This window comes from Parafrankia colletiae (genome assembly GCF_001854655.1).
Classification (GTDB): domain Bacteria; phylum Actinomycetota; class Actinomycetes; order Frankiales; family Frankiaceae; genus Parafrankia; species Parafrankia colletiae.
In genome coordinates, this window is the sequence record NZ_MBLM01000002.1 from 421,493 (window position 1) to 447,282 (window position 25,790).

Consider the following 25,790-nt stretch of genomic DNA (forward strand, 5'->3'; position numbering starts at 1 on the left):
GACGGCAGGTGGCGGGGCCCGCACGGACCAGATCCACACCAGAAGATTAAGGCCGGCACATGCGGGTATTCGCCGGTTCAGCGGATAAATGCCCTTTCGAAAGGAGCCCCCGATGGCGACCCGGGTACGCACTCGGACCTACAGCAGCATCAGTCTCGGATTTCTTCTCTATCTGGCCATCGGACTCATCATCACGATCAGCCAGGACTACTGGGATGTCACTGACTGGGACGGCGCGACCCTGCGTCACTTCTTCACCGCGGTGGTGGCGACCCTGGGCTGGCCGCTCGCGATCTTCTACACCTTCGGTCTGGCTCCGCGGTAGGCGCCGACGCCGCCGACAGATGGACGACCGGTCCCGCCGGTGCGCCCGGGCGCACCGGCGGGACCAGGTATGAGAGCACGCACCGCAGGCCGGACCCGGGGCTCGGGATCCCGGTCCGAGGGGGTCACCCGGCGGCGAGGGCGGTGACCCGCATCATGGTCGGCTCGGGCTCCGCGCAGCCGCGGTCGGGCCCGGCGTCCGGCGCACCACCGGAGGTGTCCGCGAGGGTTGACGATCCCCCCGACGCCGGATTCCTCCCACCCTGCGCGGACCAGTCCGTCGGCAGAACATCAGCGAAGCCCGCCACCGGCAGGGCCCTCCGGCCCCCGGGCGGGATGACCTGCAGGTCGGCCACGTCGGCCACCGGGCCGCCATCCCCGCACCCCGGGAAGAGCCCCGCGGCGCTCAGCGTCAGCCCCGCAACGGCCCGCCCGCCTGCCGCCAGCAGCACCGGGGAGCCGTCCGGCCCGTCGGCCGCCGCCGGTGCCCCCAGCCGGCGGCCGGCCGCGTCGACCCGGAACACGGCGGGGTGCCCAGCTACCGTGCAGGACCGCCCGCTCATGTTGACCAGGACCAGTTCCGCGTGGGTCTGGCCTGCTCCGTGCTGCGCCCCGGTCAGCTCCGCCCGCAGGTCGCCGGAGGCGCAGGACGTCTCCGAGGTGGTCCGGTAGGCGGACGACGGGCGGGTGGGCAGGGTTGTCTCGGAACCCGCACCGGCAGACTCCGCACCGAAGAGTGAAAAGGCCGCGACAGCGGCCAGCGCGGTTCCGGCCGCGGTACGCCCAGGCCTTCTGCGCGGCATTTCCGCCGGATGAATCAGAAACAGGTCGAGGGTGCGCGGAGAAAGACGCATGTCGCCCTCCCGGATCCCCCGATCTGGGCTCCGCCCCGGAGTTCCCGGGGTGCTGATCACTTTCCCCGCCCGGGCTCGTGCCACACCCGACGGACGTCCTGTCTTCCGGCCGGGACCATCGACCGCGTAAAACGCCGCGGCGCGGGCAGGCCGATTCGGGCGGATACGGACAGGCACCGAGTGGCTGGCCGGGCGCCGTTCCGTGCCGATCCGCCCTGCCATGCTCAAGCCCTCTGGACCGATACACATCCCACAGGTCATCGTGAAACGGTCCGCTCCCGGCGAGCGTTGAACCTGCGCGACGGGGGTAGTCAGAATGCTGGGCGACTGGGCGGGCCCGACGGCCGTCCCACCCGACGGAAGGGATCATGAACAGTTCCGACGACGCCGGATGTAGTTCCGGCCGACCCACGCGTAGGGAAGCGCCCGCGGGGGTCGATCGGTGACAGAGGCGCTCCTACTGCTCCTGAGTCTTGTGCTGATCGCCGCCTGCGGCGTCTTCGTGGCGGCGGAGTTCGCGTTCGTGACGGTCGACCGGCCCACGGTCGAGCGGGCTGCCGCCGGCGGAGACAAAGCCGCCGCCGGGGTCCTGAGCGGGCTGCGAACCCTCTCCACCCAACTCTCCGGAGCACAGCTCGGCATCACCGTCACCAACCTGGCTATCGGTTTCCTCGCCGAGCCGGCCATCGCGGACCTCATCGAGGGGCCGATCATCGGCCTGGGCGCGTCCCGGAGTGTGGCCGGTGGTCTCTCGGTGGCACTGGCACTCGTCCTCGCGACCGGCTTCACGATGCTCTACGGGGAGCTCGTCCCGAAGAATCTCGCGATCGCGAAACCGCTGGGCACGGCGCGGGCCGTCCAACGCCCGCAGCGCCTGTTCACCCGGGTCACCGGGCCGGCGATCCGCTCGCTGAACAGCACGGCGAACTCGCTGCTGCGGCGGGTCAACATCGAGCCGCAGGAGGAGCTCGCGTCGGCGCGGTCGCCCCAGGAGCTGTTCTCGCTGCTCGGGCGGTCAGCCGAGCACGGCACCCTGCCGCGGGAGACCGCGACGCTCATGCAACGTTCCCTGACCTTCGGTGACCGCGTCGCCGAGGACGTCATGACCCCGCGGATGCGCATGCAGTCGATCGACGCGAACGCCCCGGTCGCCGAGGTGATCAGGGCGGTCCGGCGCACCGGCCACGCCCGGTTCCCGGTCATCGGGGACGGCAGCGACGACGTCGTCGGGCTCGTCCACGTCAAGCATGCGGTGAGCGTGCCCGAGGAGGCACGTGACAGCACGGCGGTGCACAGCGTGATGGTGCCCGCGGCCACGGTGCCGTCCTCGATGGCGCTCGAGCCACTGCTGGAGACCCTCCGTTCGGGCGGCCTGCAGATGGCCATCGTCGTCGACGAGTTCGGCGGAACGGACGGGCTGGTCACCGCGGAGGACCTGATCGAGGAGATCGTCGGCGACGTCATCGACGAGCACGACCGGGTCAGCCCCCGTGCCCTGCGCCGCCGGGACGGCAGCTGGCTGCTGTCCGGCCTGCTGCGGCCCGAGGAGGCCAGCGAGGTCACCGGCCTGCCCATCCCCGGCGACGACGCCTACCAGACCCTGGGCGGGCTGATGTCCAGCATGCTGGGGCGCATCCCCCGCGTGGGCGACACGACCACGGTGGACGGCATCCGTTACGAGGTCGAGCGGATGGACGGCCGGCGGGTCGACCGCGTCCGGCTCGCGGACGGGGCCGGGGCCGCGCCGGGAGGCGGAGCACTCCCAGCCCAGGGCCCTGACGCCGAGAGCGCCGAGGACGTCAGGAGCGCCGGCTCCACTCCCCCGGGCACGCCGCCGGGCAGGGCCGACGCAGCGGCGACCGACGGCGCACGGCCCACGGCGGACGCACCGGCGGCGAGCACCGCACCCGCGGACGACCACGCGCCCGCCTCGCCCGCCTCGCCCACCGCGGGCGGCGCACCGGTGGCCGACGGCGACGACGCGCGGGCGGCCGAAGGAGCACCGCGCCCGACCGACGGCGACGCGAGCGCGGTGCACGCCGGCACCCGCGGAGCGGGCCGATGAGCGATCTCCTGGCGTTGGCCGTCACCGTCCTGCTGCTGGCGGGCAACGCCTTCTTCGTCGGGGCGGAGTTCRCCCTCATCTCCGCGCGCCGCGACACCATCGAGCCGCGTGCGGAGGCCGGTTCCCGCGCGGCCAAGGTGACGCTGCACGCGATGGAGAACGTGTCGCTGATGCTGGCGGGCGCGCAGCTCGGCATCACCATCTGCACGCTCGGCCTCGGCGCGCTCAGCGAGCCCGCCATCGCGCACCTGCTGGAGGGCCCCTTCGAGGCGGTCGGGCTGCCGTCCTCGCTGCGCCACCCGATCGCGTTCGCCATCGCGCTCGGCCTGGTGACGTACCTGCACGTGGTGATCGGCGAGATGGTGCCGAAGAACCTCGCCCTGGCACTGCCGGACCGGGCGGTCCTGTTTCTCACCCCACTGCTGGTCGCCGTCGTCCGGGTGGTGAAGCCGGTGATCTCGATCCTGAACCTGATCGCGAACCTCACGCTGCGGGCGGTGCGGGTCGAGCCGAAGGACGAGGTGACCAACGTCTACACGCGGGACGAGGTGGCCGGACTGATCGAGGAGTCGCACCGGGAGGGCCTGCTCGCCGCGGACGAGCGCGACCTGCTCAACGGCGCGCTGTCGTTCGACGAGCGCACCGCGCGCAGCGTCCTGCTGCGCCCGGACGGGCTGGTCACCGTGCCGCCCACCATCACCCCCCGGGAGGTGGAGCAGCTCGCCGCCGAGACGGGGTTCACCCGGTTCCCCGTCCGCGGGGAGGGCGACGACCTCGTCGGCTACCTGCATCTCAAGGACGTCCTGGAGAACCGGGAGGACCGGCGGTCCGCACCCGTGGCCGCCAAGTGGATCCGGCCGCTGGTCCGGGTGGGGGCGGACGACAGCCTGCGCACCGCGCTGGCGACGATCCAGCGCTCCGGCTCGCACCTGGCGCGTCTGTCGGACCCGTCCGGCCACATCCTCGGTCTGGTGGCTCTGGAGGACATCCTGGAGGAGCTGGTGGGTGAGATCCGCGACGAATCGACCCGCCACCACGCCTGACGAATGACGCCTGACGTCACGCCGACGCCCCGCCCGGTTCGCCGGGCGGGGTGGGCGGGGGCGACCCTCGGAGCCGGACGTCGGCTAGCGGACGGTCTCTCCGCACAGGGCCATCGGCATCTGGACCTGGAAGGAGTCCCCGGCCTGGGACACCCGGACCATGCTGACGCAGGCCTTCGGCGCGGACTTGTCCGCGAGGTTCACCCCGCTGGGCAGCAGCCCGTCCGCGGCGTAGTCGCGCACGGCGCGCAGGCCGGCGATGTAGCCGGCCCGGGTCGGGCAGGGGCCGGCCTCGTCCAGGCCGCGCAGGAACAGGTCGGCGGTCATCCAGCCGACCAGGCCGGTGGTCTGCTCGGGCTGTTCGATCTGGGGCGCGTAGCGGGCCATCGCCTCGAGGTAGCGGCGATGCGCCGGGGTTCCCGCCTCGAACGGCACGAAGTCGACCAGGAAGAAGCTGCCGGCGAGCTCGGGCCGGGGCTTCGTCAGCAGGACCGGGTCGTAGCCGATCGGCTGCATGGCGACCTTGATCGTCGCGCCGGCCTGGCGCGCCGCGGCAAGCACGTCGGTGAAGGCCCGGACCGGCACCACTCCGGTGATCATGTCGGCGCCGACGGCCTGGACGCGGGCGGCCGCCGCGCCCAGGTCGAAGCCTGCCGGCGTCCAGTCGATCGTGTCGACGACCTCGACCGAGCCGGCGCGCAGGCTGCGGCCGAGGCGCTCGGCGATCTGCCCGGAAACCGGGATCGCCTCGGTGCGCAGGATCACCGCGCGGGTGGCACCGTGGGAACGGCCGAACACGCCGAAGACCGAGGTGCCGAGGTCGCCGCCGAGCACGTTCGAGTAGCCGAAGGTGTTCTCCCCGCCGGCGGTCAGGTCCTGGCCGATGGTCGGGACACCCCGCTCGGCCAGGTAACTGGCGGCATCGGCCGCGATGCCGCTGGTGCCGACGACCGCGAACGAGTGCGAGTGGTCCACCAGCATGCGCGCGGCGTCCAGGGCGCCGTCCGGGGTCGACTCGTCGTCGCGCCAGTCGTAGTGGACCTGCCGCCCGTGGATGCCACCGGCTGCGTTCGCCGCGCCCAGCCGGGCGTCGATGCCGGCCCGGAACGCCCGGGAGACCCCCGCCCCGGACCCGGTGTCCGGGTAGAGCGCGCCGAAGCGGACCTCCGACGGCGTCACACCCTCCTCGGCGGCGCAGCTCGGTGACGGCCTCGCCGCCGAGCTGTCGGCCGCGGAGTCCCCCACGCACCCACTGGCCAGGAGCGCGAGGGCCGCCCCCAGCGCCACCACGACGCCGGCCCGCCGGCGTGGGCCGGGTAAGCCGCGCCCGCTGGCGCCGCTGCCGCCGCGGTCCGGCGGGGCGGGGGGCGCTCCGGGGGTCATCGGCGTCTCCTGATGTCCGGGCGCCGCGGCGCGGCGCTCACAAGCCTCCTGCGGACCGGGCCCAGCCCTGCAACTTCAGGACAAAAAGGATTATTTGTACTTTAACCCTGATCAGGGGGCAAACCGGTGCGGCAACCGTACAACATCACGCGTACGGCGCACACCGTCCACCGCGCCGCGGCTCGCGGGCCCGCCGAGGTCATCCCCCCTGCCACCGGCCCCCCGGTCCCCCATCGCGGGGGATCCGGGTCACCGACGCGGACCCGAGGCCACGATCACCGCCATCGACGGGGCCCACCAGTAGCTGCAGTCCGCCGGGGGCCGCAGGCCATCCACCACCCGCACGGAGAACGTCTCGAAATGCCGCAGCAGGGAACGTTGGTGACGCCGGGAGACCGAGTCGATCTCGTTCGAGTAGTAGGTGAAGGACCCGCCGTCGGTCAGGTGAGCGGCGGCGTGCGGGAAGAAGTGCTCGGCGAAGGTGGCGTCGCGCACCACGTAGTCGTCGACCTCGCGTTCGTCCAACGGGTAGGTGTCGAACAGGATCCCGTCGAACCTGCCGAGGCCGGGCAGCACATCCTGCCAGCGGCCGACGGCGATCTCGGCCCCGGCCCGCCCCGCCGCCCACTCCCGCGCGGTCACCGCGACGTCCGGGTTCGCCTCGATGACCGTGTGACCGGAGGGGCCGTGTTCCTGGACGAATCCCGCCGAGATCCCGAGGCCGAACCCGACCTCGCACACGGTCCCGCCGGGCCGGGTGACGGCGGTGGCGAGGGTTCGCATCAGCGGCTCCTCCCAGGTCTGCATCACCTCCTGGCCGGAGACCAGCAGCGTTCCGCCGGTGACCGCCGGCACCGCCTCGTCCACGGCGACGTCGATCTTCGGACGGGTCCCCCCGGGGACCATCTGCCCGGCGACCTCGTCGAGCGCGCCGACATCGGCGGCGAACTCGTCCAGCGCCCGGCCCAGCAGCCACTGCCGCGGCTCGTCGGCCACCGGCGACAGCAGGGAGTCGGACGTCGGGGTGAGACTGACCTCGAACTTCGCCGCACGGCGGAGCACGTGACCTCCCAGATTCGACACGAGCGAACCGGCCGGGGAAATCCGGCGGAACCGGAGGCCGGCCGGATGCACGGTATATGGCGCGCGCGGGGAATCCGGCCCGTTCGGGAATGACGTTCACGGATCACTTCTCCGGCCCGGCACGCACCTGTCCGGGAACCCGTCAGGCCGTCGAACGGAGGGCGAAGGATCATGCCGTAGGATCGGTCACGGTGTGATGTGTGCAGGCGTTCGCACCGACCACCAGTRCCGGCCGCACGAGTGCCAGACCGAACGAGTACCAGGTCGCACGGGTACCAGATCGGTCATGCTCAACGGCCCCGGGCCCGGTCGTCGGCCCCGGTAATCTGAGGGCAACCGTGACGAACGCAGGAGTGGGGCCGCGTGACCGGGTATACGCCACCACCGGTGTCCGGCAACACCGCGCGACCGCTGCGTGCGGAGGACCCCGTCCAGCTCGGGGCCTACCGCGTCGTGGGCCGCCTCGGCCAGGGCGGGATGGGTGYGGTCTTCCTCGGTCAGGCGCCGGACGGCACCRCGGTCGCCATCAAGGTCATCCGGCCTGAGCTGGCGTCCCGTCCGGAGTTCCGGGCCCGGTTCGCCCGGGAGGCCGAAAGCGCGCGCCGGGTGCGACGGTTCACCACCGCGGCCGTCCTCGACGCCGACCCTGACGGCCCCCAGCCGTATCTGGTGACGGAGTTCGTCGAGGGCCCGACATTGTCGCGGCATGTCTCGGCCCGCGGGCCGATGCGCCCCGCCGATCTCGAACAGCTCGCGGTCAGCGTCGCCACCGCGCTGTCGGCGATCCACGCGGCCGGCATCGTCCACCGGGATCTCACCCCGGCGAACGTCCTGCTTTCCCCGGTCGGCCCGAAGGTGATCGATTTCGGGCTCGCCCGGGAGTACGACACCGTCAGCGACCTGTCCCGCAACGTGAAGCAGGCGATCGGCACCCCCGGGTACATGTCGCCGGAGCAGATTCTCGATCAGCCGATCACCGCCGCGGTCGACATCTTCGCCTGGGGCTCGATCATGATCTTCGCGGCGACCGGGCAGCCGCCGTTCGGGCAGGGCCGGGTGGAGGCCGTCCTCTACCGCATCGTGAACGAGCAGCCCCGGCTGGACGGCGTGACCGGCGAGCTGCGGGAACTCGTCGAGCTGGCGATGCGCAAGGAGTTCGCGACCCGTCCGACCGCCGAGGAGCTGCGCGCGGCGCTGATCGGCGGCGTGCCGATCCCCGACCGGGCAGCGGGCCCGGCAGCTGCCGACAGCGCCGAGAGCGCGGGTGACGCCGGCCCGGGACGCGGACGCCGGTGGTCGCTGGGCGGCCGCAGATCCGCGGCGGCAGCGCCCTCGTCCACCGCGGCCGGAGTCGCCGGAGTCGCCGGAGCGGCTGATGGTGGTTCGGCCGCGCCGCTCTCCCCCGCCCCGCAGGCGCACCCCGTCCCGCAGCCGCACCCGGCGCCGCCTTCACCGGTCTCCCGGGCGGGCACTCCGCCGCCCTCGGCGGCCTCCTTCCCGTCACTCCCCTCCGTCCCGCCGTCGCAGGTCCCACCGGTGTCCCGGCCGCCGGCACCACCCCATCCGGGTGCATCGCCGTACTCGCCCGCGCCCCACACCTCGTGGGCGCCCCAGCACTCGCCGGCACCCCAGCACTCGCCGGCACCGCAGCACCCGTCAGCACCGCAGCATCCGCCGGTGCCCGGGGCTCCCGCCGCCTTCGGCGGCAGTCGCGGCGGGCCGGAGCAGCCGGCTCCGGACGCCGGCACCGGCCGCCACCGGACGGGCCGAACGGTCGCCCTGGCCGGCTTCGCGGCGGCACTGGCCGCGGCCATCACCATCCCGCTGGTCACCCTCGGCGGTGACGACACCCCGTCGAGCGCCGACCGGGCGGCCGTCGCGGCCCGGCTCGCCGCCGAGGCGGCGGGCAGCCGCGCCACCGATCCAGCCCTGGCCGCGCGGCTGAGTCTCGCGGCCTACCGCATCGCGCCTGCCGGCGCCGCCCGGGATGCGCTGATCGCCTCGTTCGGCGCGAGCACGGCGGCACAGACACCAGCGGCGGGCAGCCCCGCCCGGGATGTCGCGTTCAGCCCGTCAGGCTCGGTGCTCGCCACGGCCGGGCCGGATGGTGTCCTGCGGCTCTACCGGCTGGCCGACGGCGCCGAGCCGGCGCTGCTCAGCGAGCGGCCGACCGAGGACCCGGCCATGGCCCTCGCCTTCGACCAGGACGGTGACCGGCTGGCCGTCAGCGGCACCGCGGACCCGGCGCGGCTGTGGGACGTCCGCGACCCGGCGGACCCGCGGCGGCTGGCCGTGCTGGCCGGGCTGGGCACGCCGCTCCAGGTGGCGCTGTCCGCGGACGGGACGCTGCTCGCCGCGGCGACCGGGGACGGTACGTTCGCCCTCTGGCGGCTCACCGACCCGGCGACGCCGGACCCACCGCGGCTGCAGCGCACCATGTCCGTCCGGACGGACATGGCGCTGAGCCCCGCCGGCGACCTGCTGGCGGTGGCGGGCATCGGCGGCGAGGTCCAGCTCTGGAACATCACCGACCCGGAGCGCCCGGTCCGCGCCGGGGTGGCCAGCGGTGCGGGGGGCGCGGTCAACGCGATCGCCTTCAGCGCCGACGGGAAGCGCCTGGCCACCGGCGGCGACGACCGGACCGTTCGGGTCTGGGATGTCGGCAACCCCCAGGAGAGCCGCGTCACCGCCGAGCTGACAGGGCACGACACGCCTGTCACCGCGCTCGCGTTCGGCGCCGCCGGCCAGATCGTGAGCGGTGACCAGGCCGGCGTCATCACCTACTGGAGCGACTCCGGGCCGTCCGCGATGGCACGCGTCGACGATGTCGGCAGCTCGGTCCTGGCCCTGGCGGTCGACCAGACCGGTGACCGGCTGGCGACGACCACCGAGGACGGCCAGACCACGGTGTGGTCGGTCAACCCCGACCGGCTCACCGCCGCCGCCTGCGCGGACCCGGCGGCGCGGATCAGCCAGGACGAGTGGGACGAGCGCATCCCGGAGCTTCCGTACACCGATCCCTGCCGCGTCTGACCCCTTCCCCGCCACGCCTGACCCGCTCGGCCCAGCCGGCTGCGGGCCGCGACTGCCGTCTGAAACACCCTCCCCCGCAAGCCACCGCAACGACGTCCGGCCGCCACGCCCTGGAGCTGCGTGACGGCCGGACGAGGACTGCGAGAGTCCCGGCAGGGATGACGGGCGGCGGCGCCCGCCGGGCGGTCAGGCCGTGACGGCGGGTACGCCCTGGGTCAGCTCGTCGACGCGGGCGACGTTCTCGCTGATCGTGCTGTCGGTCCGCGGGACGTAGTGCGCATCGAACGCGATGTCCTTGCCGTTCTCCATGTAGTAGCGCATGAAGGCGGCGGTGCCGGGCTCGCGCAGCGCGTCCTTGCGGGCGTAGACGAACACCGGCTTGCACAGTGGCAGGTAGAAGCCCGTTCCGGCGGTCACGGCGTTCGGCTCGACGCAACCGTCACCATTGTTGATCTCCAGGCCGCGCAGGCGCGGCCCGAACGTCTCGTAGGTCGGGAAGTCGAGGAAGCCCATCGCCAGGCGGTCGCCAGCCACGTCGTTCGCCACGCCGCTGAGGTCGGTCTCCTGATACTGGCGGGAGCGGTCGCTGGCGTCGTTCACGGTCGCGTTGAACACCTGGGCCTGCACGGTGTCGCGCGACGGCCCGACGAAGGTGATCGGCTCGTCCGGGAAGGAGGAGTCGATCTGGCTCCACCGGGTGATGCTCGAGCCGGCGTCCCAGATCTCACGGACCTGGTCGAGGGTCATGCACTGGGCCCAGGTGTTCTCCGGGTTCACCACGATCGGCAGGGTGTGGTGGGCGACCTCGAAGCCGACGATCTGGTCCGCGCACCCCGCGTCCTGCGAGAAGCTGGGATCGAACTCGAAGGACGCACCGGCGACGTCGACGTCACCCGCGCACAGCTTCGCGAAACCGTCCTCGGTGGTCGAGGCGTTGACGCTGACCGTCACGTTCGGCTGTACCTGGCGGAAGCCGGCGTAGGCGGTCTCGCTGATCGGCGCGACCTCGGCGGAACCGGCGACCAGCACCGTGTTCGGCCCCCGGGTAACCGGGGTGGGCGCAGCGCTCGCCACCGGCTGCTGCGTGACCTGCGGCGCGGCGGCGGGCAGCACGCTGCTCGGCGACTCGTCATCGTCGCCACCGGCCAGGACCAGGCCGAAGGTCGTGGCCGCGGCGACGAACACGACCGCGGCCGCCGCGGCGGCGATCGTCGTCCGTGACCAGCCCGCGAACGGGCCGCCACGGGCGGCCGACGACCGCCGCGCGGCCCTGCCCCCGGGACCCCCGGCACCCCCGGCACCCCCGGCACCGGCCGCGGCCGTGTTCCCGGGCCCTGCGCCGGTCCAGGACGCCCCGGGGGGAACCGGCCCCGACCCGGTACCGGCGCCGGTCGGGTGGCCGCCCGACGGTGCGACGACCTCCATGCCGCCGAGCACCGTGGCCATGCTCGTGTCGTAGGCGCCGGCGGACGTCGCCGCCGTGTCGCCGGACCCCCACAGGCCCCCGGAGGTGCCCGCGCCGGCAGCCTGGCCGGAGCGGTCGCCGCCGCCGATCACCGTCGCGTCGGGGTCGGATCCCTGGTGGCCGGGCACCGGCCCGGTCGACGGGTAGGACCCGGCCGGCGGGACGGACGTCACCGGCGGAAGCGAGAACGCGGGGGGCACGGAACCCATCGGCGGGACGGAGGCCAGCGGCGGCACGGAACCCGCGGGCGGGTAGGCGCCCGGCTGCGACACCGGGCCCCACGGCGGCACGGAGGAGGGCGCCGGCGCGTTGGCGGGCGGCCGGATGATCGAGGTGATGTCCTCGCCCGACGCGCGTTCGGCGAGCCCGGCGGCGATCAGCGCGGCTCCGGTGGCGATGTCGTCGTCCGAGCCGTACTGCCAGCGGCCGACGGTCGGGAACGCCGCCCGCATCTGGGCTCCGACCAGCGGCATCCGCGCGGTGCCGCCGTAGAGGATGACGGTCGACAGGTCGGCGGCGTCGGCCTGGCCGCTGCGCAGCGCCTGCCGGAACGCCCGCACCGTGTCCTCCACGACCGGGGCGACGAGCATCTCCAGGTCGGCCCGCCGCAGGGTGGCCGAGGTCCCCGTGACACCGGGAACGGCGAACGCGACCTCGACCTCGTCATCCTCGGCGAGGTACTCCTTGGCCTGCGCGCACTCGTCCCGCAGCCGGCCGAGCGCCACCACGACAGCGGTGTCGGCGAGGTCGAGCCGGTCGCGGCTGCTGCCCGCCTGGGCCAGTACCCGGTCAACCAGCAGGTCGTCGATGGCGGTGCCGCCGGCGCGGCTCAGGCCGGCCGGGGACCCGAGCTTGTCGAACCCGAAGGGGCTGAAGGACAGCACCGCCGTGTCGAGATGGCCGGCGCCGAAGTCGTAGAAGCCGACCAGGTCGACGGTCCGGGCCGACCGGCGGCTCAGCAGCAGCGTGCCGATCGCGTCCGCCGAGGCGCAGGTCGTGACGGGCGCGGAGACGTCCGACAGCTGGCTGACCGCCTCGGCGAACGCCTCGCGGCGGTGCTCGGGCCAGAAGGTCGGGTGCGCGATGACGATGTGGTCGGGCTCCTCGCCGCGGGCCGCGACGACCTGGCTGACCAGATGCCCGACGAGCCGGGCCAGCAGGCCCTCCGGGCTGTAGGCCGCGCCGCCGACCAGGATGTGGCCGGTCTCCCCGACCCGGTRCAGGAAGCCGCTCGCCGCCCGGTCCGGGTCGGCCGTGGCCCGCCGTGCGGCGGACCGGCCGACCAGCACGCCCCCCGCCGGGGGCATGTAGAGCACGGACGGCACCTCCCGCCCACCGCCCACGGCGAGCACAGCGGGCCAGCCTCCGTCGGCAACCGCGAGAACCGTCGTCGCCGACCCGACATCGATACCTAGTTGGTAGCCCACTGGATCCTCCGGCTTTCATTCGTCCGCCGTCCGCCGTGGCTGATGCGGACGGACGCCGCGTGCTCCCCCCGGTTCCCCTCGGTGCATCCGACGCCATCGGCATCCGATCGGGTCGTTCACACAACGACGAAAGATCCGGCGGCCACATCGTAGGCCTTCCGACCAGGTGCGCCGTATCCGGTAGCGGACATCCGTATCAGAAGGCGGACACCATCAGGAGTCCCGCGCCCGACCGGCCACGCGGGCTCGGTGTATGTCGTCGGGTCGGAAACGACGCCGGAGAAATGCCGCAGGCCGGCAGCGACACGATGAAGCAGAGACGCGGCGCGGAGTATCGGGTGCGGATCCGCGCTAATCAGTCCCGTTCGCGGCGATCAGGGTGCACAAACGAAAAGACCTCCGTGTCGACCAGGATCTTTTCCGTGCACCGGCGCCGGCCGGTGTCCGGGTCGACATCCGCGAATGCGCGACGCTTCGACACACCTCGATACCCACGCCCAGCTTCTCACTCCCGTCCGCGGCCGCACGGGCACGGACGGTGCCTACGCGTCGAACGCCTCGAGGATCGCGTCGGCGGCGAGGCTGGGGGTCAGCACGCCGTCGCGGACCCGGCGCTCGATGTCGGCGGTCACCGCCTGGACGCCGGGGTGGTCGCGCAGGCGGGTCAGCAGCCGGTCCTGGACCATCGCCCACGTCCAGTCGACCTGCTGGCGGCGGCGGCGGGCGGCGAGCTCACCGGAGGCGTCCAGGGTGTCCTGATGCTTGATGACCTGCGCCCACACCGTGTCCAGGCCGGTCCGCTCCGCGGMGCTGCAGGTCAGTACCGGTGTCTGCCAGTCGCGGGCGCCGCCCTGCAGGAGCCGGATCGCGCCGGCGAGCTCGCGGGCGGCCCGGCGGGCGTCCAGCTCGTGTGGCCCGTCGGCCTTGTTGACGGCGATGACGTCCGCCAGCTCCAGGACGCCCTTCTTGATGCCCTGGAGCTGGTCGCCGGTCCGGGCCAGGGTCAGGAACAGGAACGTGTCGACCATGTCGGCGACCGTGGTCTCGGACTGGCCGACCCCGACCGTCTCGACGAGGACCACGTCGTAGCCGGCCGCCTCCATGATGACCATGGCCTCACGGGTGGCCTTGGCGACACCGCCCAGCGTTCCCGCGGTCGGCGACGGGCGGATGAAGGCCGCCGGGTCGGCTGACAGATCCGCCATCCGCGTCTTGTCACCGAGGATGCTGCCGCCGGTGCGGGTGGAGGACGGGTCGACCGCGAGCACGGCCACCTGGTGGCCCTTCGCGGTGAGCGTCGTCCCGAGCGCGTCGATGAACGTCGACTTGCCCACCCCGGGCACGCCGGTGATCCCCACCCGCCGCGCCTTGCCGGCATGCGGGAGGAGGGTCACCAGCAGCTTCTGCGCGGCCTCGCGGTGGTCGGGCCGGCTCGACTCGACCAGCGTGACGGCCCGCGCGATCCACATCCTGGACGACGCGAGGACGCCGTCGGCGTACTCGGCGACGTCGACGACCCGCCGTGCCACCGCGGTCAGGAGGCCTCGACGGGCCCGGCCGCCCCAGCCGAACCAGCCCGCTCGGCCGGCTCGTCGTGGCCGAGCTGCTCGGACAGGGTCGCCAGCAGCTCGATCGCCGCGTCCGCGATGACCGTCCCCGGCGGGAAGATCGCGGCCGCGCCGGCGGCCCGCAGCGCGTCGAAGTCCTGCGGCGGGATGACCCCGCCGACGACGACGAGAATGTCGTCGCGTTCGAGCGCGGCGAGCTCCTCCTTCAGCGCCGGGACCAGCGTGAGGTGCCCGGCGGCCAGCGAGTTCACGCCGATGATCTGAACGTCCGCCTCGACGGCCTGGCGGGCCACCTCGGCGGGCGTCTGGAACAGCGGGCCGACGTCCACATCGAAGCCGATGTCGGCGAAGGCCGTGGCGATCACCTTCTGGCCGCGGTCGTGGCCGTCCTGGCCCATCTTCGCGACGAGGATGCGGGGGCGCCGGCCCTCGGCCCGTTCGAAGGCGGCGGCGGCATCGCGGGCCGCCGCGAGGTTCCCGGCCGGCCCGGCTTCGTCCCGGTACACACCGGAGATCGTACGGATCTGGCCGGAGTGGCGCCCGTAGACCTTCTCCAACGCGTCGGAGATCTCCCCGACGGTGGCCTTGGCGCGGGCGGCGTCCACGGCGAGCGCGAGCAGGTTGTGGGCCAGGTCGGCCGGCCGGCCACCACCCCGGGCCGCGTCCGCGGAGGCGGTGAGGGCGTTCAGGGCCGCCTCCACGGCGGTGCTGTCACGCTCCTCGCGCAGACGGCGCAGCTTCTCGACCTGACCCACCCGGACAGCCGAGTTGTCGACCTTGAGGACGTCGATCGCCTCGTCCGCGGCCACCCGGTACTTGTTGACGCCGACCAGCGGCTGGCGGCCGGCGTCGATGCGGGCCTGGGTGCGGGCCGCGGCCTCCTCGATGCGCATCTTGGGGATGCCGGCGTCGATCGCCTGCGCCATGCCGCCGGTGGACTCGACCTCGCTGATGTGCGCCCAGGCCTTGCGGGCCAGGTCGTAGGTCAGCCGCTCGACATAGTGGCTGCCGCCCCACGGGTCGACCACCCGGGTGGTGCCGGACTCCTGCTGCAGCAGCAGCTGGGTGTTGCGGGCGATCCGCGCGGAGAAGTCGGTGGGCAGCGCCAGCGCCTCGTCCAGGGCGTTGGTGTGCAGGGACTGGGTGTGCCCCTGGGTGGCCGCCATCGCCTCGACGCAGGTGCGTACCACGTTGTTGAAGACGTCCTGCGCGGTCAGCGACCAGCCGGAGGTCTGCGAATGGGTGCGCAGGGACGTCGAGCGCGGGTTCTTCGGCTCGAACTGGTTGACGAGGCGCGCCCACAGCAGCCGGGCGGCGCGCATCTTGGCGACTTCCATGAAGAAGTTCATGCCGATCGCCCAGAAGAACGACAGCCGCGGCGCGAAGGCGTCGATCGCGAGCCCGGCGCCCAGGCCGGCACGGATGTACTCGACGCCGTCGGCGAGGGTGTAGGCGAGCTCCAGGTCGGCGGTCGCTCCCGCCTCCTGCATGTGGTAGCCGGAGATGGAGATCGAGTTGAACTTCGGCATCCGCTGCGAGGTGTACGCGAAGATGTCCGAGATGATCTGCATCGACGGCTGCGGCGGATAGATGTAGGTGTTGCGGACCATGAATTCTTTGAGGATGTCGTTCTGGATGGTCCCGGCGAGCTGCTCCGGTGCCACTCCCTGCTCCTCGGCCGCCACGATGTAGAGCGCCAGCACCGGCAGCACGGCGCCGTTCATGGTCATCGAGACGCTCATGCGGTCCAGCGGGATGCCCTCGAACAGCTGGCGCATGTCGTAGATCGAGTCGATGGCGACGCCGGCCATGCCCACGTCACCGGTGACCCGCGGGTGGTCGCTGTCGTAGCCACGGTGCGTCGGCAGGTCGAAGGCCACCGAGAGGCCCTTCTGGCCGGCGGCCAGGTTGCGCCGGTAGAAGGCGTTCGACTCGGCGGCGGTGGAGAAGCCGGCGTACTGGCGGATCGTCCACGGCTGGGTCACGTACATCGCCGGGTAGGGACCGCGCAGGTAGGGAGCCATACCCGGGTAGGTGCCCAGGAAGTCGAGGCCGGCGGTGTCGGCCGCGGTGTAGAGCGGCTTCACCGCGATGCCCTCGGGGGTGTCCCAGGTCAGGGCGTCGACGTCCTTGCCGGTGGCCTCCTCCAGCGCGGCCCGCCAGCGGGCCTCGTCGGCGTCGGCCCCCGCGGGCGCGCCGAGGGCGATCTCGGAGAAGTCGGGGATCCCGGAGAAGTCGGAGATCGAGGACATCAGGCCACTCCCGCCTCTGCCAGTGTCGTGCGCAGCACCTCGACGGCGTTGCAGCCGGCGAAGACGTACCCGGTCACCCCGGCGGCGGCATCGGTCTCCGCCCGGGCACCGGCCTTGCCGGCCAGCCACACCCGCGCGGCCCCCGCCGCACGCAGCGCCTCGGCGACCGGGGCCGCCCATTCGGCGTACACCTTGTCCGCCGAGCACAGGCAGGCGACCTTCGCGCCGGACGCCGTGAACGCGGCGGCGACGGCTGCCGGGTCCGTGCCCGGACCCCCGGCCGGGGTCTCCAGGCCGCCCGCCTGGAACAGGTTCGCGGCGAACGTCGACCGGCCGGTGAACGCCGACACGCTGCCGATCGTCGCCAGGAAGACCACTGGACGGGCACCAGTCGCCGCGAGGTGGGCGTCGGAGCGGGCCCGCAGCTCCTCGTAGTCCTGGTCATAGGTGATCGCCGGCAGGCCACCGGCCGCCACCGGTTCCGCCGGGGCAACCGTGCGGCTGGGAAGAGACTCGGCCAGGTTCGGGAACTCGCTCACCCCGGTCAGCGGATCCCGGCGATGCGCCAGCGCGTCCGCGCGGGCCGCCCAGGTGGCGGCCAGGCGGGCCCGCAGCGACCCGTCGGCCAGCGCGGCCGCGATGCCGCCGGCCCGCTCGATCTCGGTGAAGACGGCCCAGGCCGCCGCCGCGAGCTGGTCGGTGAGCGACTCGACGTACCAGGACCCGCCGGCCGGGTCGACCACCCGGATCAGACTCGACTCCTCCTGGAGCAGCGTCTGGGTGTTGCGCGCGATCCGTCGGGAGAAGTCGTCGGCGAGCCCGAGGCGGGCGTCGAACGGCAGGACCGTCACCGCGTCCGCGCCGCCGACCCCGGCGCCGAAGCACGCCACCGTCGTGCGCAGCATGTTCACCCAGGGATCGCGGCGCGTCATCATCGCCGACGAGGTGACCGCGTGCTGGCGCTGGGCCCGCTGCTCGGGCGCCGCCCCGCAGACCTCCGCCACCCGCGCCCACAGCCGCCGCGCCGCCCGCAGCTTCGCGATCGTGAGGAACTGGTCGGCGCTCACCGCGTAGCGGAACTCCAGCTGGCCCAGCGCCTCGGCCAGCCCCAGCCCAGCCCCGGTCAGCTCACGCAGGTAGGCGACCCCGGCGGCGATCGAGGCACCGAGCTCCTCGGCGTCGCTGCCACCGGCATCGTGGTACGCGCGGGCGTCGACGACCACCGTGCGCAGCCGCGGGTACTCCGCGGCCACCCGCGGCGCCAGCGCCCGGACCGCCGTGAAGTCGGGCGCGGCCCCCGTCCGCGCCGTCAGCCCCAACGGGTCAGCGCCGAGCACTCCGCTCAGCTGGGACGCCGGGACACCCCGCTCGCCGGCCAGCGCCAGGAACGCCTCCGCGGCCGGCCCGGTGAGCGGGCCGGCGTCCAGAACGACCGGGGCCAGGTCGAGGTAGACCTCGCGCAGCACCTCGGCGAGCCCGTCCACCGGCAGGCCCGCCGGACCGAGCCGCAGCCACAGGGACGTCACGCCGTTCTCCAGGTCGGCGAGAACCGCCTGGGCCGTGGCCTTCGGATCAGGATGCGCGTGCAGGGCACGGACGTCCCAGCCGTCGGTGTTCGCGCCCTGCGGTCGCCCGCCGCGCACGAACGGGGCCAGGCCCGGCAGGCCGGCCGGGTCGAGCGCCGCGCCATCGGCCGCGTCGTAGAGCGGGCGGATGCTGATTCCCTCGTAGGTCGAGGTCGCGATCAGGTCCTCGGCCTCGCCCGGGCCGGTGCCCTCACCCGCGATCCCGGATTTACGCAGCACGCCGAGGACGAGGCGGCGCCACTCGTCCCTCGTCACGTCCGGAAAATCGGCGGCCAACTCCAGCTCCACCGGTGGAACGGTCATGGGACGGAATCGTAGGGGCCCGTGGCCCCACGAGCCCGGAATGTTCTTCCCGTCACAACCCGTCGGGCCCGGTCAGAAGCCTGCCGGGCGGCCACTGACGCACCGCGGCGGACGCCAGCCGTCGGCGCCCAGCCACGCACGAGCAGCACCGGTGGGACGACGACGCCCGGAACGACGACAGCACGACCCGCCGCACCGAGGCAGGAAGAAGCAGGTCACCCGGGCGCCCAGGGCGCCGCGCCGCACGCGGGCGTCACCAGCCAGCGTCCCGGCGAGCGCCCAGAAAGCCTGTGCGGTCACCAGGAACACCACGACACCGGATCGCGTCCACACCGGACGACAGCAGTGCCCTGAGCCCGCTCGCCCGCCTGTCCTTCCGAGGTGACATTCCGCCTATCCGGGGTGGCGATCGGCGCGATGGACAGCCAGCTCCAGGTCGATGAAGGCCGAGATCATCGCACGGTAGATGCGGTCGACGACCTCCGGGGAGGCACCTGCCTCCTTCGCCAGACCGCGGACACGCTGGACGACCTGTTCCACACGGTCGGGCGCCCGGACCGCCGCGGTGTCCGACTTGAGCCGGCCGGCCGCCCGGACCAGATCCTCCCGCGCGGCGAGCAGCTGGACGATCTGTTGGTCAAGGAGGTCTATACGCGAGCGGATGTCACGGAGCACGTTGCCAGCATCGGTCACCGTGACATTAACACCCACGGGCGCCTTTCAGGTCACGAGCGGCGACCACGCCTCCCTGGTCGCGTAGCGCGTTGCCGGTCCTGCGGCGGACGACGTCGACGGCGTGTCCGCTGTCGGCGGCCCCGTCTTCGGCCGGCGGTGGCCCGCGCGATTCCCGCCGGGTCAGCCGCGAATCAGCAGCACCGCGGCGACGACGACACCCAGTACGACCACGGCCGTGCGCAGGACCGCCGCGGGCAGCAGCCGCGCCACCCGTGCCCCGAGCACCCCGCCGCAGGCCGAGGTCACCAGCAGGATCCCGGCGAACGCCCAGGCCACCTGCGCCGTCACCAGGAACACCACGACCCCGACCGCGTTCACGCCGAACGAGAGCAGGGTCTTGAGCGCGTTCGTCCGCTGCAGCTCGTCGACGAGCAGGATGCCGAGGACACCGAGCAGCAGCACCCCGAGCCCGGCGCCGAAGTAGGACCCGTACGCCCCGGCGACGAACACGCCGATCCTCGTCGGCCAGGTGATGCCGGAGCCCGCGGCCGCCGCGATGGGAGGGTCAGCCGCCCCGGTGGCCGCTGCCGCCGGTGCCGCCGACGCTGGCGTGCCGCTCAGTGCCGCGGCGGGAGGGCGGGCGGCGGTCGGCGCCACCGCGGCGGCCCGGCGGCGCGCGACCAGCGCGGCCAGCCTGGACTGCACGGCCAGCAGCAGGCAGGCGGCCAGGACGAGGAACGGTGCGGCGGTCTTGAAACCGTCGGACGGCGTCTGCAGCAGGATGACGGCACCCACCAGGCCGCCCAGCAACGCGGCCGGGCCCAGCGCCTTCAACCGGTAGGCCTGCCCGCGCAGCTCGTTGCGGTAGCCGAGCGCGCCGCCGGCGTAGCCGGTGACGAGACCGACCGAGGAGGTGATGTTGGCGGTCAGCGCCGGCATTCCGGTGGCCAGCAACGCCGGGAAGGCGATCAGGGTGCCTCCGCCGGCGATGGCGTTCACGGCACCGGCGAGCAGCCCACCCCCCGCGACGAGGGCCGCGTCGGCTGGTCCCACGGGTACTCCGTCCGGTCGTGGCGGGCCGCTGTGGGCCCGCCACGCGCCGGACCCGCCGCGGCGCAGCCACGCGTCGGTGACCGCCGGCCTCACCCTGGTCCGATGGCTCCGCTTCTGCCAGGGATTGCGGCCCAGTTCACGGACCCACCGGCCCGGAAGACCCAGGCGGTCACCGAGACCACCAGCGACCTGGCACTGGGTCAGAGATCGAACTCCTCCGGGTTGATCCCCACGGCGAAGCACGCCTCGCGGACGATCGCCTGCTCGGTCTTGTCGAAGTTGCCGTCGGCGCCGCCGATGACGATCCCGATCTGGATCACCGCGCGCGCCTCGGTCGGCTTCTTCTTGACCTTGCCGATCTCCTGCAGGACGGACACCTTGCCGAAGTCGAAGTCGGCCTGCAGCTTGCCGAGGTAGTCGTTGAACCGGCGCTGAAGATCGTCCGCGGCGAAGTTGGACAGGACGTCGTTGCTGACGATCAACGAGGCGACCCGCTGGCGCTCGGCCGGGTCGATGGTGCCGTCCGCGGCGGCGACGAGCGCGCACATCGCCATGCTCGCGTCCCGGAACGCGCCGCTCTTGAGGTCGTTCTTCTTCGCGTTGAGCTGGCCCTGCATGCTCTGCGCGGACTGCCGTAGCTGGTTCCAGATCGGCACCTGTGCTCCTTTGCCGGTGGCGTGTCCGGTGTCGGTGGAGACCCAGCGGTCTCCGGTACGGATCAGGTCAGGGCCGGGCCCCGCCCGAGCCAGGTCAAGCGTCCCACGAGGTCAACGGACGACAACCGGGCATCGCTCCCCCGCCGTGATCATCCCGCACCGTTCAGGCGGTCGATCGCCAGCGAGGCGTTGCCGATGTTCACGAAGTCGACGGCGATGAACGTCGGGCGCCGGCCCTGCGCGGACTCGCAGGCCCGCGCACGGCCGAGGATGCTTTCGGCGCTGTTCGCGACCAGCGCCGCCTGGCGGCTCGGCGCCGCGTCTGTCACCCAGTGGTTGAGCAGGAGCAGCGGGGCGCCCGCGGGGCCGCGTTCCCGGGCGCAGCCGGTGAGCTTGTCTGTCGTGTCGATGGAGAACGGTGTGTCGGAGGCGTAGCGGTAGAAGCTGCGCAGGAAGGTCCCGGGCAGATCCTGGCTCTCGGTGAAGACGACCAGCCGCCGCCCGCTCTCGATCATCTCCCGCAGGCGGGGCCACCGGTCCCCCTCGGCGGGCGGCGTGACGACCAGGGGTGACAGGCCGGCCTGCGCCACCGCGCCGGCGATCTCCGGCGCGGGCACCTGATCCTGGATGAGGAGGGTGACCACCTCGGTCGGGTTGCGGGCCATCCACTCCCCGACCCGGGCGAGCTCGGCGGAGAGCTCCAGGGCGCCGAGCTGGCACAGGTTGTGACACAGCCACAGCCCGGGCCGCGACGACCGCGCGTTGCGGGTCAGCGGCTCGATCGCGGACCGGGTCGACGGCGGCAGGGTCGCGAGGACCGCGTCGACCTGCTCCGGTGTCGTCCAGTGGTGGACGTCGATCAGCAGCCCGCGCACGCCGAGATCAAGCTGGTGCACCAGCGACGGGTCCTGGGTCGGGCCGAGGAAGCGGTCCTCGCTGGTCGCCATGGCGTTGTGGGCGGCGAGGTTGGTCACCTCGTCGTAGCGCCGGTCACACAGCGCCGTCTGGCTGTTGCACAGGTCGCGCGCGTTGGCCGCGGCGCCCGGGAACGCGAGCCAGGTCAGCGCGGTCATCACCGGCACGGTCACCGCGAGGCCGGCGACCAGCCGACGCCGGCGGCCCGCCTGGCTCCACGCCCGCGACACCCGCAGCAGGAACGCGGCGCCGAGGACCACCCCGCCGACGGCCAGCGTCCAGCCGACGATGCGCAGGTAGTCGGCCTCGATGTCGCCGTAGGCGTGCCGGGAGAAGTCCGCGAGGACGGCGCCGGCGCCCGGCGGCAGCGGGCCGCCCGGCTTCTCCAGCGCCAGCAGCGGATTCGGCAGCGCGATCCGTAGGGCGAGCCCGAGCAGGGCCGCCCCGACGCCGGCGGTGAGCACGGCGCCCGCCACCGCGCGGATCCGCGAGCGCCCGCGCGCGCCCGCGACCATGACGATGCCCGCCCCGATCATCCCGACCAGCGCGAGCAGGGCCACCGTCAGCCCGTCGAGCGCCGCCGCCACGTCGTGCAGCCGGGACACGGTGCTGATCGCGGGTTCGTCGCGCAGGTCGGAAAGCCGCAGCCCCAGGTCAAGCACGGCGCCGTCGGCGAGGTGCGTCTGGAGCTGGCTGATCGCCTGCTCGTCGCCCTGGAACAGCAGCGGTCCGATCAGCGCCAGTGCGCCGGCGATGTTCCCGGACCGCAGGTCCGCACGCAGCGGGCCGGCCACCTCCTCGCGCTCGGCGGGCGGCAACCGGCCGAGGACTGCGTCGATCACCCGGTCGGTGTCCTGCGCCGACAGCTCCATCGTGGGCAGGTCCGCAGGGGGGCGGCCCGCCATGATCTCGTCGATGGCGGTCAGCACGGCGCGGGTGAACTCGGTCACGGACTCGACCTGGTAACTGGTTCCCGACCCGAGCTCGCCGGCGATGTACCGGTTGGCGAGACCGGAGATGTTGCCGAAGATCGGGGTCAGGTCGACGCTGAACGCCAGGTCGTCCTCACGCGCGGCCAGGTAGTCGACGACCCGCCGGATCTGTTCGTTGGTCATCTCCTCCACCGTCGACGGCGGGAGGACCGTCCGCAGGTTCGCGGTGACGAGCGTCGAGTCGATCGGCAGGCCGGAGAGCAGCCCGTCCACCGCCGGGTCGGGCAGGACCTCGGTGTAGAGGCGGTCGTAGGCGTCCGCCCGGCTCAGCGCCTGGGAGTAGAAGTCGGCGCTCAGCACCGTGGTGCGGGCAGTGGTCAGCACGACCACCGGTAGCCACACCAGGGCGAGCAGCACGGCGAGGGCCCACTGCGCGACCCGGAGCCGCTTTCCGCCCGTCGGCGGCTCGCCACCCGCGGCACGCGGGCGGCCCGGGCCCCCGCCTCGCCGCGGCCGGCCCTGCGCGCTCTGCCCGCGGCCACCGCCACCGGCACCGGGCCCGGCCTGTCGGCGTGGTTCGGGAACCGCGGCCACCCCGGAGCCAGGCTCGGCCGCGGGGCCGGGCGTCTCCGTCGAGAAGCCCCCGGCGGCGGGACCAGGCGGCGTGGAGCGGCGCAGGAGACGCCCACGGAGCCCAGAAGCCATCGGTCATCCCCGACCTGTCACCGTGTCCGTCACTGACGGCTCCAACTTATCCCGCATCTCCCGGTCCGAGATCACCTGACCGGTTTCGGGGCACGGGAAGGCCACCTCAGGGACGGCTGGCCCGTACCTCCGGGTGCGCCACGGCGGCGAGCACCTCCTCGATACGGGCAAAGACCTCGTCCGGTGACCCGGAGCCGTCGACGCTGCGCAGCAGGCCCTGGTCCGCGTAGTGGCTGCGCAGCGGGGCCGTCTCCGCGGCGAAGACCTTCAGCCGCCGGCGCGCTGTCTGCTCGGTGTCGTCCCGCCGCCCCTCGGAGACGGCACGCCGGCTGATCCGCTTGAGCACCTCGTCCTCGCCGACCACGAGGTCGACCACGAGGTCGAGCGGGCCGCAGGAGGCGTCGAGCATCCGGTCCAGCGCCTCGGCCTGGGGCAGCGTCCGCGGGAAGCCGTCGAGCAGGAAGCCCACCTCGCAGTCGACGCCGGTGGTGAGACGCTCCGCGACGATGTCCAGCACGATCTCGTCAGGGACCAGCTCGCCGGCCCGGACGTAGTGCTCGGCCCGGCGGCCCAGCGCCGTACCGGCGGAGATCTGCTGGTCGAAGAGCTGACCTGTCGAGATCGCCGGGACGCCGTGCCGCGCGCTGATGCGGGTGGCCTGGGTTCCCTTGCCTGCGCCGGGCGGGCCGAGCAGCACGAGCCTCATGRCCAGCACGTTACCGGCAGTTGAGCACGCGGTAGCCGCACGGGAGGAGACCGTCGCCCCCGGACCGGATCCGAGGCGCTCCGACACACCCTGCTCATCCGGGCGTGAGCACGGCATATCGGCCGGTCCGCCCCGGCCGGGACCCGGCCGGGGATCACCCCGCGGGGGCAGTGGGGACGCCCGGACAGGTGGAGCCAGGTGGCAGGGCCGTCTGGGCCGGGCCGACCGGCGGTGGCTCGGGGACGGCGGTGGCTCAGGGACGGCGGGTGGGCAGAATCGGCGCGGGCAGGTCGGTCGACCCGGTCAGGTAGCGGTCGACAGCCGACGCCGCCGACCGTCCCTCGGCGATCGCCCAGACGATCAGCGACTGGCCACGGCCCATGTCCCCGGCGACGAACACGCCGGGGACAGAGGTCGACCAGCCGAGGTCGCGGGCCACGTTGCCGCGCGCGTCCAGCTCGACGCCGAGCTGCTCCAGCAGCCCGGCCCGGTCCGGCCCGACGAAGCCCATCGCCAGCAGTACCAGGTCGCACGGCAGCTCGATGTCGGTGCCCTCGACCTTCTGGAAGCGGCCGTCGACCATCTCGACCTCGTGCATGAGCAGCGCCCGCACATTGCCCTCGTCGTCACCGAGGAACCGCTCGGTGGACACGGCGAAGACCCGCTCGCCGCCCTCCTCGTGCGCGCTGGAGACCCGGTAGATGATCGGGAACGATGGCCACGGGTTCGCCGGCGGCCGGCTGGCCGGCGGCCGGGGCATGATCTCGAGCTGGTGGACGGAGGCGGCGCCCTGGCGCAGCGAGGTTCCCAGGCAGTCCGCCCCGGTGTCACCGCCGCCGATGATCACGASCCGCTTGCCGGCGGCGGAGATGGTCGTCTCGGCCAGGTCCCCCTGCTGGACCCGGTTCGCGGGGACCAGGAACTCCATCGCGAGGTGGATGCCCCTGAACTCGCGCCCGGGCACGGGCAGGTCACGGCCGACCGTCGACCCGCCGGCGAGGACCACCGCGTCGTAGGAGGAGCGCAGCTCGTCCGCGGTGATGTCGACACCGACGTTGCAGGATGTGACGAACGAGGTGCCCTCGGCCTCCATCTGGGCGAGCCGGGTGTCGAGGACCCGCTTCTCCATCTTGAACTCGGGGATGCCGTAGCGGAGCAGCCCGCCGACCCGGTCCGCGCGCTCGTAGACGACCACCTCGTGGCCGGCGCGGGTGAGCTGCTGGGCGGCGGCCAGGCCGGCCGGCCCGGAGCCGACCACCGCGACCCGCCGGCCGGTCCGCGCGGACGGCGGGATCGGTACCACCGTCCCGTCCGCGAGGGCGCGGTCGATGATGGTGACCTCGATCTGCTTGATCGTCACCGGGTCGTCGCCGATCCCCAGCACGCAGGCCGCCTCGCAGGGGGCCGGGCACAGCCGCCCGGTGAACTCCGGGAAGTTGTTCGTCGCGTGCAGCCGCTCGATGGCGTCGGTCCAGTCCGACCGCCGGGCGAGGTCGTTCCACTCGGGGATGATGTTCCCGAGCGGGCAGCCCTGGTGGCAGAACGGGATGCCGCAGTCCATGCACCGGCCCGCCTGGTCACGCAACGCCGGCTCCGGGAACGGCTCGTACACCTCGCGCCAGTCGGTGATGCGCACGTCCACCGGCCGGCGGGTGGGCAGTTCCCGGCGGTGCTTGAGAAAGCCAGTCGGGTCAGCCATGCCGCTCCTGTCGGTTCCATGGGTCGGTCGTGTCGATGGTGCCCTGGTCCGGCGGGGCCAGCC

The 25,790-nt window shown here is 73.3% G+C and carries 17 protein-coding genes; 4 read left to right on the forward strand and 13 right to left on the reverse strand.

Features of this window, described 5'->3' with window-relative positions:
• Positions 1 to 112 precede the first annotated feature (112 nt).
• The gene (locus CC117_RS01855; protein WP_018639502.1) at positions 113 to 325 is read left to right on the forward strand and encodes a hypothetical protein; all 213 of its coding nucleotides are present in this window, start codon (positions 113 to 115) and stop codon (positions 323 to 325) included.
• A gap of 124 nt (positions 326 to 449) precedes the next feature.
• Here CC117_RS01855 and CC117_RS01860 read toward each other — a convergent pair whose 3' ends face one another.
• Positions 450 to 1,178: a DUF4232 domain-containing protein gene (locus CC117_RS01860; RefSeq protein WP_071081942.1), complete on the reverse strand. Its 729-nt coding sequence runs from the start codon at positions 1,176 to 1,178 to the stop codon at positions 450 to 452.
• A 442-nt stretch (positions 1,179 to 1,620) separates the two neighbouring features.
• Here CC117_RS01860 and CC117_RS01865 point away from each other — a divergent pair, with 442 nt between their 5' ends.
• Both CC117_RS01865 and CC117_RS01870 read left to right on the forward strand, forming a co-directional pair.
• On the forward strand, positions 1,621 to 3,243 hold the full coding sequence (locus CC117_RS01865; RefSeq protein ID WP_071081943.1) for a hemolysin family protein: 1,623 nt from the start codon (positions 1,621 to 1,623) through the stop codon (positions 3,241 to 3,243).
• The gene (locus tag CC117_RS01870; RefSeq protein WP_071081944.1) at positions 3,240 to 4,286 is read left to right on the forward strand and encodes a hemolysin family protein; all 1,047 of its coding nucleotides are present in this window, start codon (positions 3,240 to 3,242) and stop codon (positions 4,284 to 4,286) included. Before CC117_RS01865 ends, CC117_RS01870 begins: the two co-directional genes overlap by 4 nt.
• Positions 4,287 to 4,370: 84 nt before the next feature.
• Here the strand turns inward: CC117_RS01870 and CC117_RS01875 are convergent, their stop codons facing one another.
• Complete coding sequence (locus CC117_RS01875; protein ID WP_071081945.1) at positions 4,371 to 5,669, reverse strand: ABC transporter substrate-binding protein; 1,299 nt, start codon at positions 5,667 to 5,669, stop codon at positions 4,371 to 4,373.
• A 249-nt stretch (positions 5,670 to 5,918) separates the two neighbouring features.
• Positions 5,919 to 6,731, reverse strand: a complete 813-nt coding sequence (locus CC117_RS01880; protein WP_071082063.1) for a methyltransferase domain-containing protein — start codon at positions 6,729 to 6,731, stop codon at positions 5,919 to 5,921.
• Positions 6,732 to 7,115: 384 nt separating this feature from the next.
• On the opposite strand from CC117_RS01880, the gene CC117_RS01885 reads away from it, so the two are divergent.
• A complete protein-coding gene (locus CC117_RS01885) occupies positions 7,116 to 9,785 on the forward strand; it encodes a WD40 repeat domain-containing serine/threonine protein kinase (protein ID WP_071081946.1) in 2,670 nt (889 codons plus the stop codon).
• Between the two features lie 186 nt (positions 9,786 to 9,971).
• Here the strand turns inward: CC117_RS01885 and CC117_RS01890 are convergent, their stop codons facing one another.
• From CC117_RS01890 to CC117_RS01935, 10 genes are all read right to left on the reverse strand, one after another.
• Complete coding sequence (locus CC117_RS01890) at positions 9,972 to 12,677, reverse strand: Hsp70 family protein (protein ID WP_071081947.1); 2,706 nt, start codon at positions 12,675 to 12,677, stop codon at positions 9,972 to 9,974.
• 542 nt (positions 12,678 to 13,219) lie between these two features.
• Positions 13,220 to 14,206, reverse strand: coding sequence for a methylmalonyl Co-A mutase-associated GTPase MeaB (meaB, locus tag CC117_RS01895; protein ID WP_071081948.1), 987 nt, complete (start codon positions 14,204 to 14,206; stop codon positions 13,220 to 13,222).
• Positions 14,207 to 14,211: 5 nt separating this feature from the next.
• The gene (gene scpA, locus CC117_RS01900) at positions 14,212 to 16,497 is read right to left on the reverse strand and encodes a methylmalonyl-CoA mutase (protein ID WP_071081949.1); all 2,286 of its coding nucleotides are present in this window, start codon (positions 16,495 to 16,497) and stop codon (positions 14,212 to 14,214) included.
• Positions 16,497 to 18,386 carry a methylmalonyl-CoA mutase small subunit gene (mutA, locus tag CC117_RS01905; protein WP_071081950.1) on the reverse strand — a complete coding sequence of 630 codons (1,890 nt, stop codon included), beginning with the start codon at positions 18,384 to 18,386 and terminating at the stop codon, positions 16,497 to 16,499. The genes scpA and mutA overlap by 1 nt, the downstream gene beginning before the upstream one ends.
• A 393-nt stretch (positions 18,387 to 18,779) precedes the next feature.
• Positions 18,780 to 19,079, reverse strand: coding sequence for a chorismate mutase (locus tag CC117_RS01910; protein ID WP_071081951.1), 300 nt, complete (start codon positions 19,077 to 19,079; stop codon positions 18,780 to 18,782).
• A 162-nt stretch (positions 19,080 to 19,241) separates the two neighbouring features.
• On the reverse strand, positions 19,242 to 20,114 hold the full coding sequence (locus CC117_RS01915; protein WP_071081952.1) for a sulfite exporter TauE/SafE family protein: 873 nt from the start codon (positions 20,112 to 20,114) through the stop codon (positions 19,242 to 19,244).
• A gap of 200 nt (positions 20,115 to 20,314) precedes the next feature.
• A complete protein-coding gene (locus tag CC117_RS01920; protein WP_018638159.1) occupies positions 20,315 to 20,770 on the reverse strand; it encodes a tellurite resistance TerB family protein in 456 nt (151 codons plus the stop codon).
• Between the two features lie 149 nt (positions 20,771 to 20,919).
• Entirely contained in the window at positions 20,920 to 23,322 is a 2,403-nt protein-coding gene (locus CC117_RS01925; protein WP_241829731.1) for a PI-PLC domain-containing protein, read from the reverse strand.
• A gap of 106 nt (positions 23,323 to 23,428) precedes the next feature.
• Positions 23,429 to 24,028: an adenylate kinase gene (locus tag CC117_RS01930; protein ID WP_071081953.1), complete on the reverse strand. Its 600-nt coding sequence runs from the start codon at positions 24,026 to 24,028 to the stop codon at positions 23,429 to 23,431.
• 253 nt (positions 24,029 to 24,281) lie between these two features.
• Entirely contained in the window at positions 24,282 to 25,727 is a 1,446-nt protein-coding gene (locus tag CC117_RS01935) for a glutamate synthase subunit beta (protein ID WP_071081954.1), read from the reverse strand.
• Between the last annotated feature and the right edge of the window lie 63 nt (positions 25,728 to 25,790).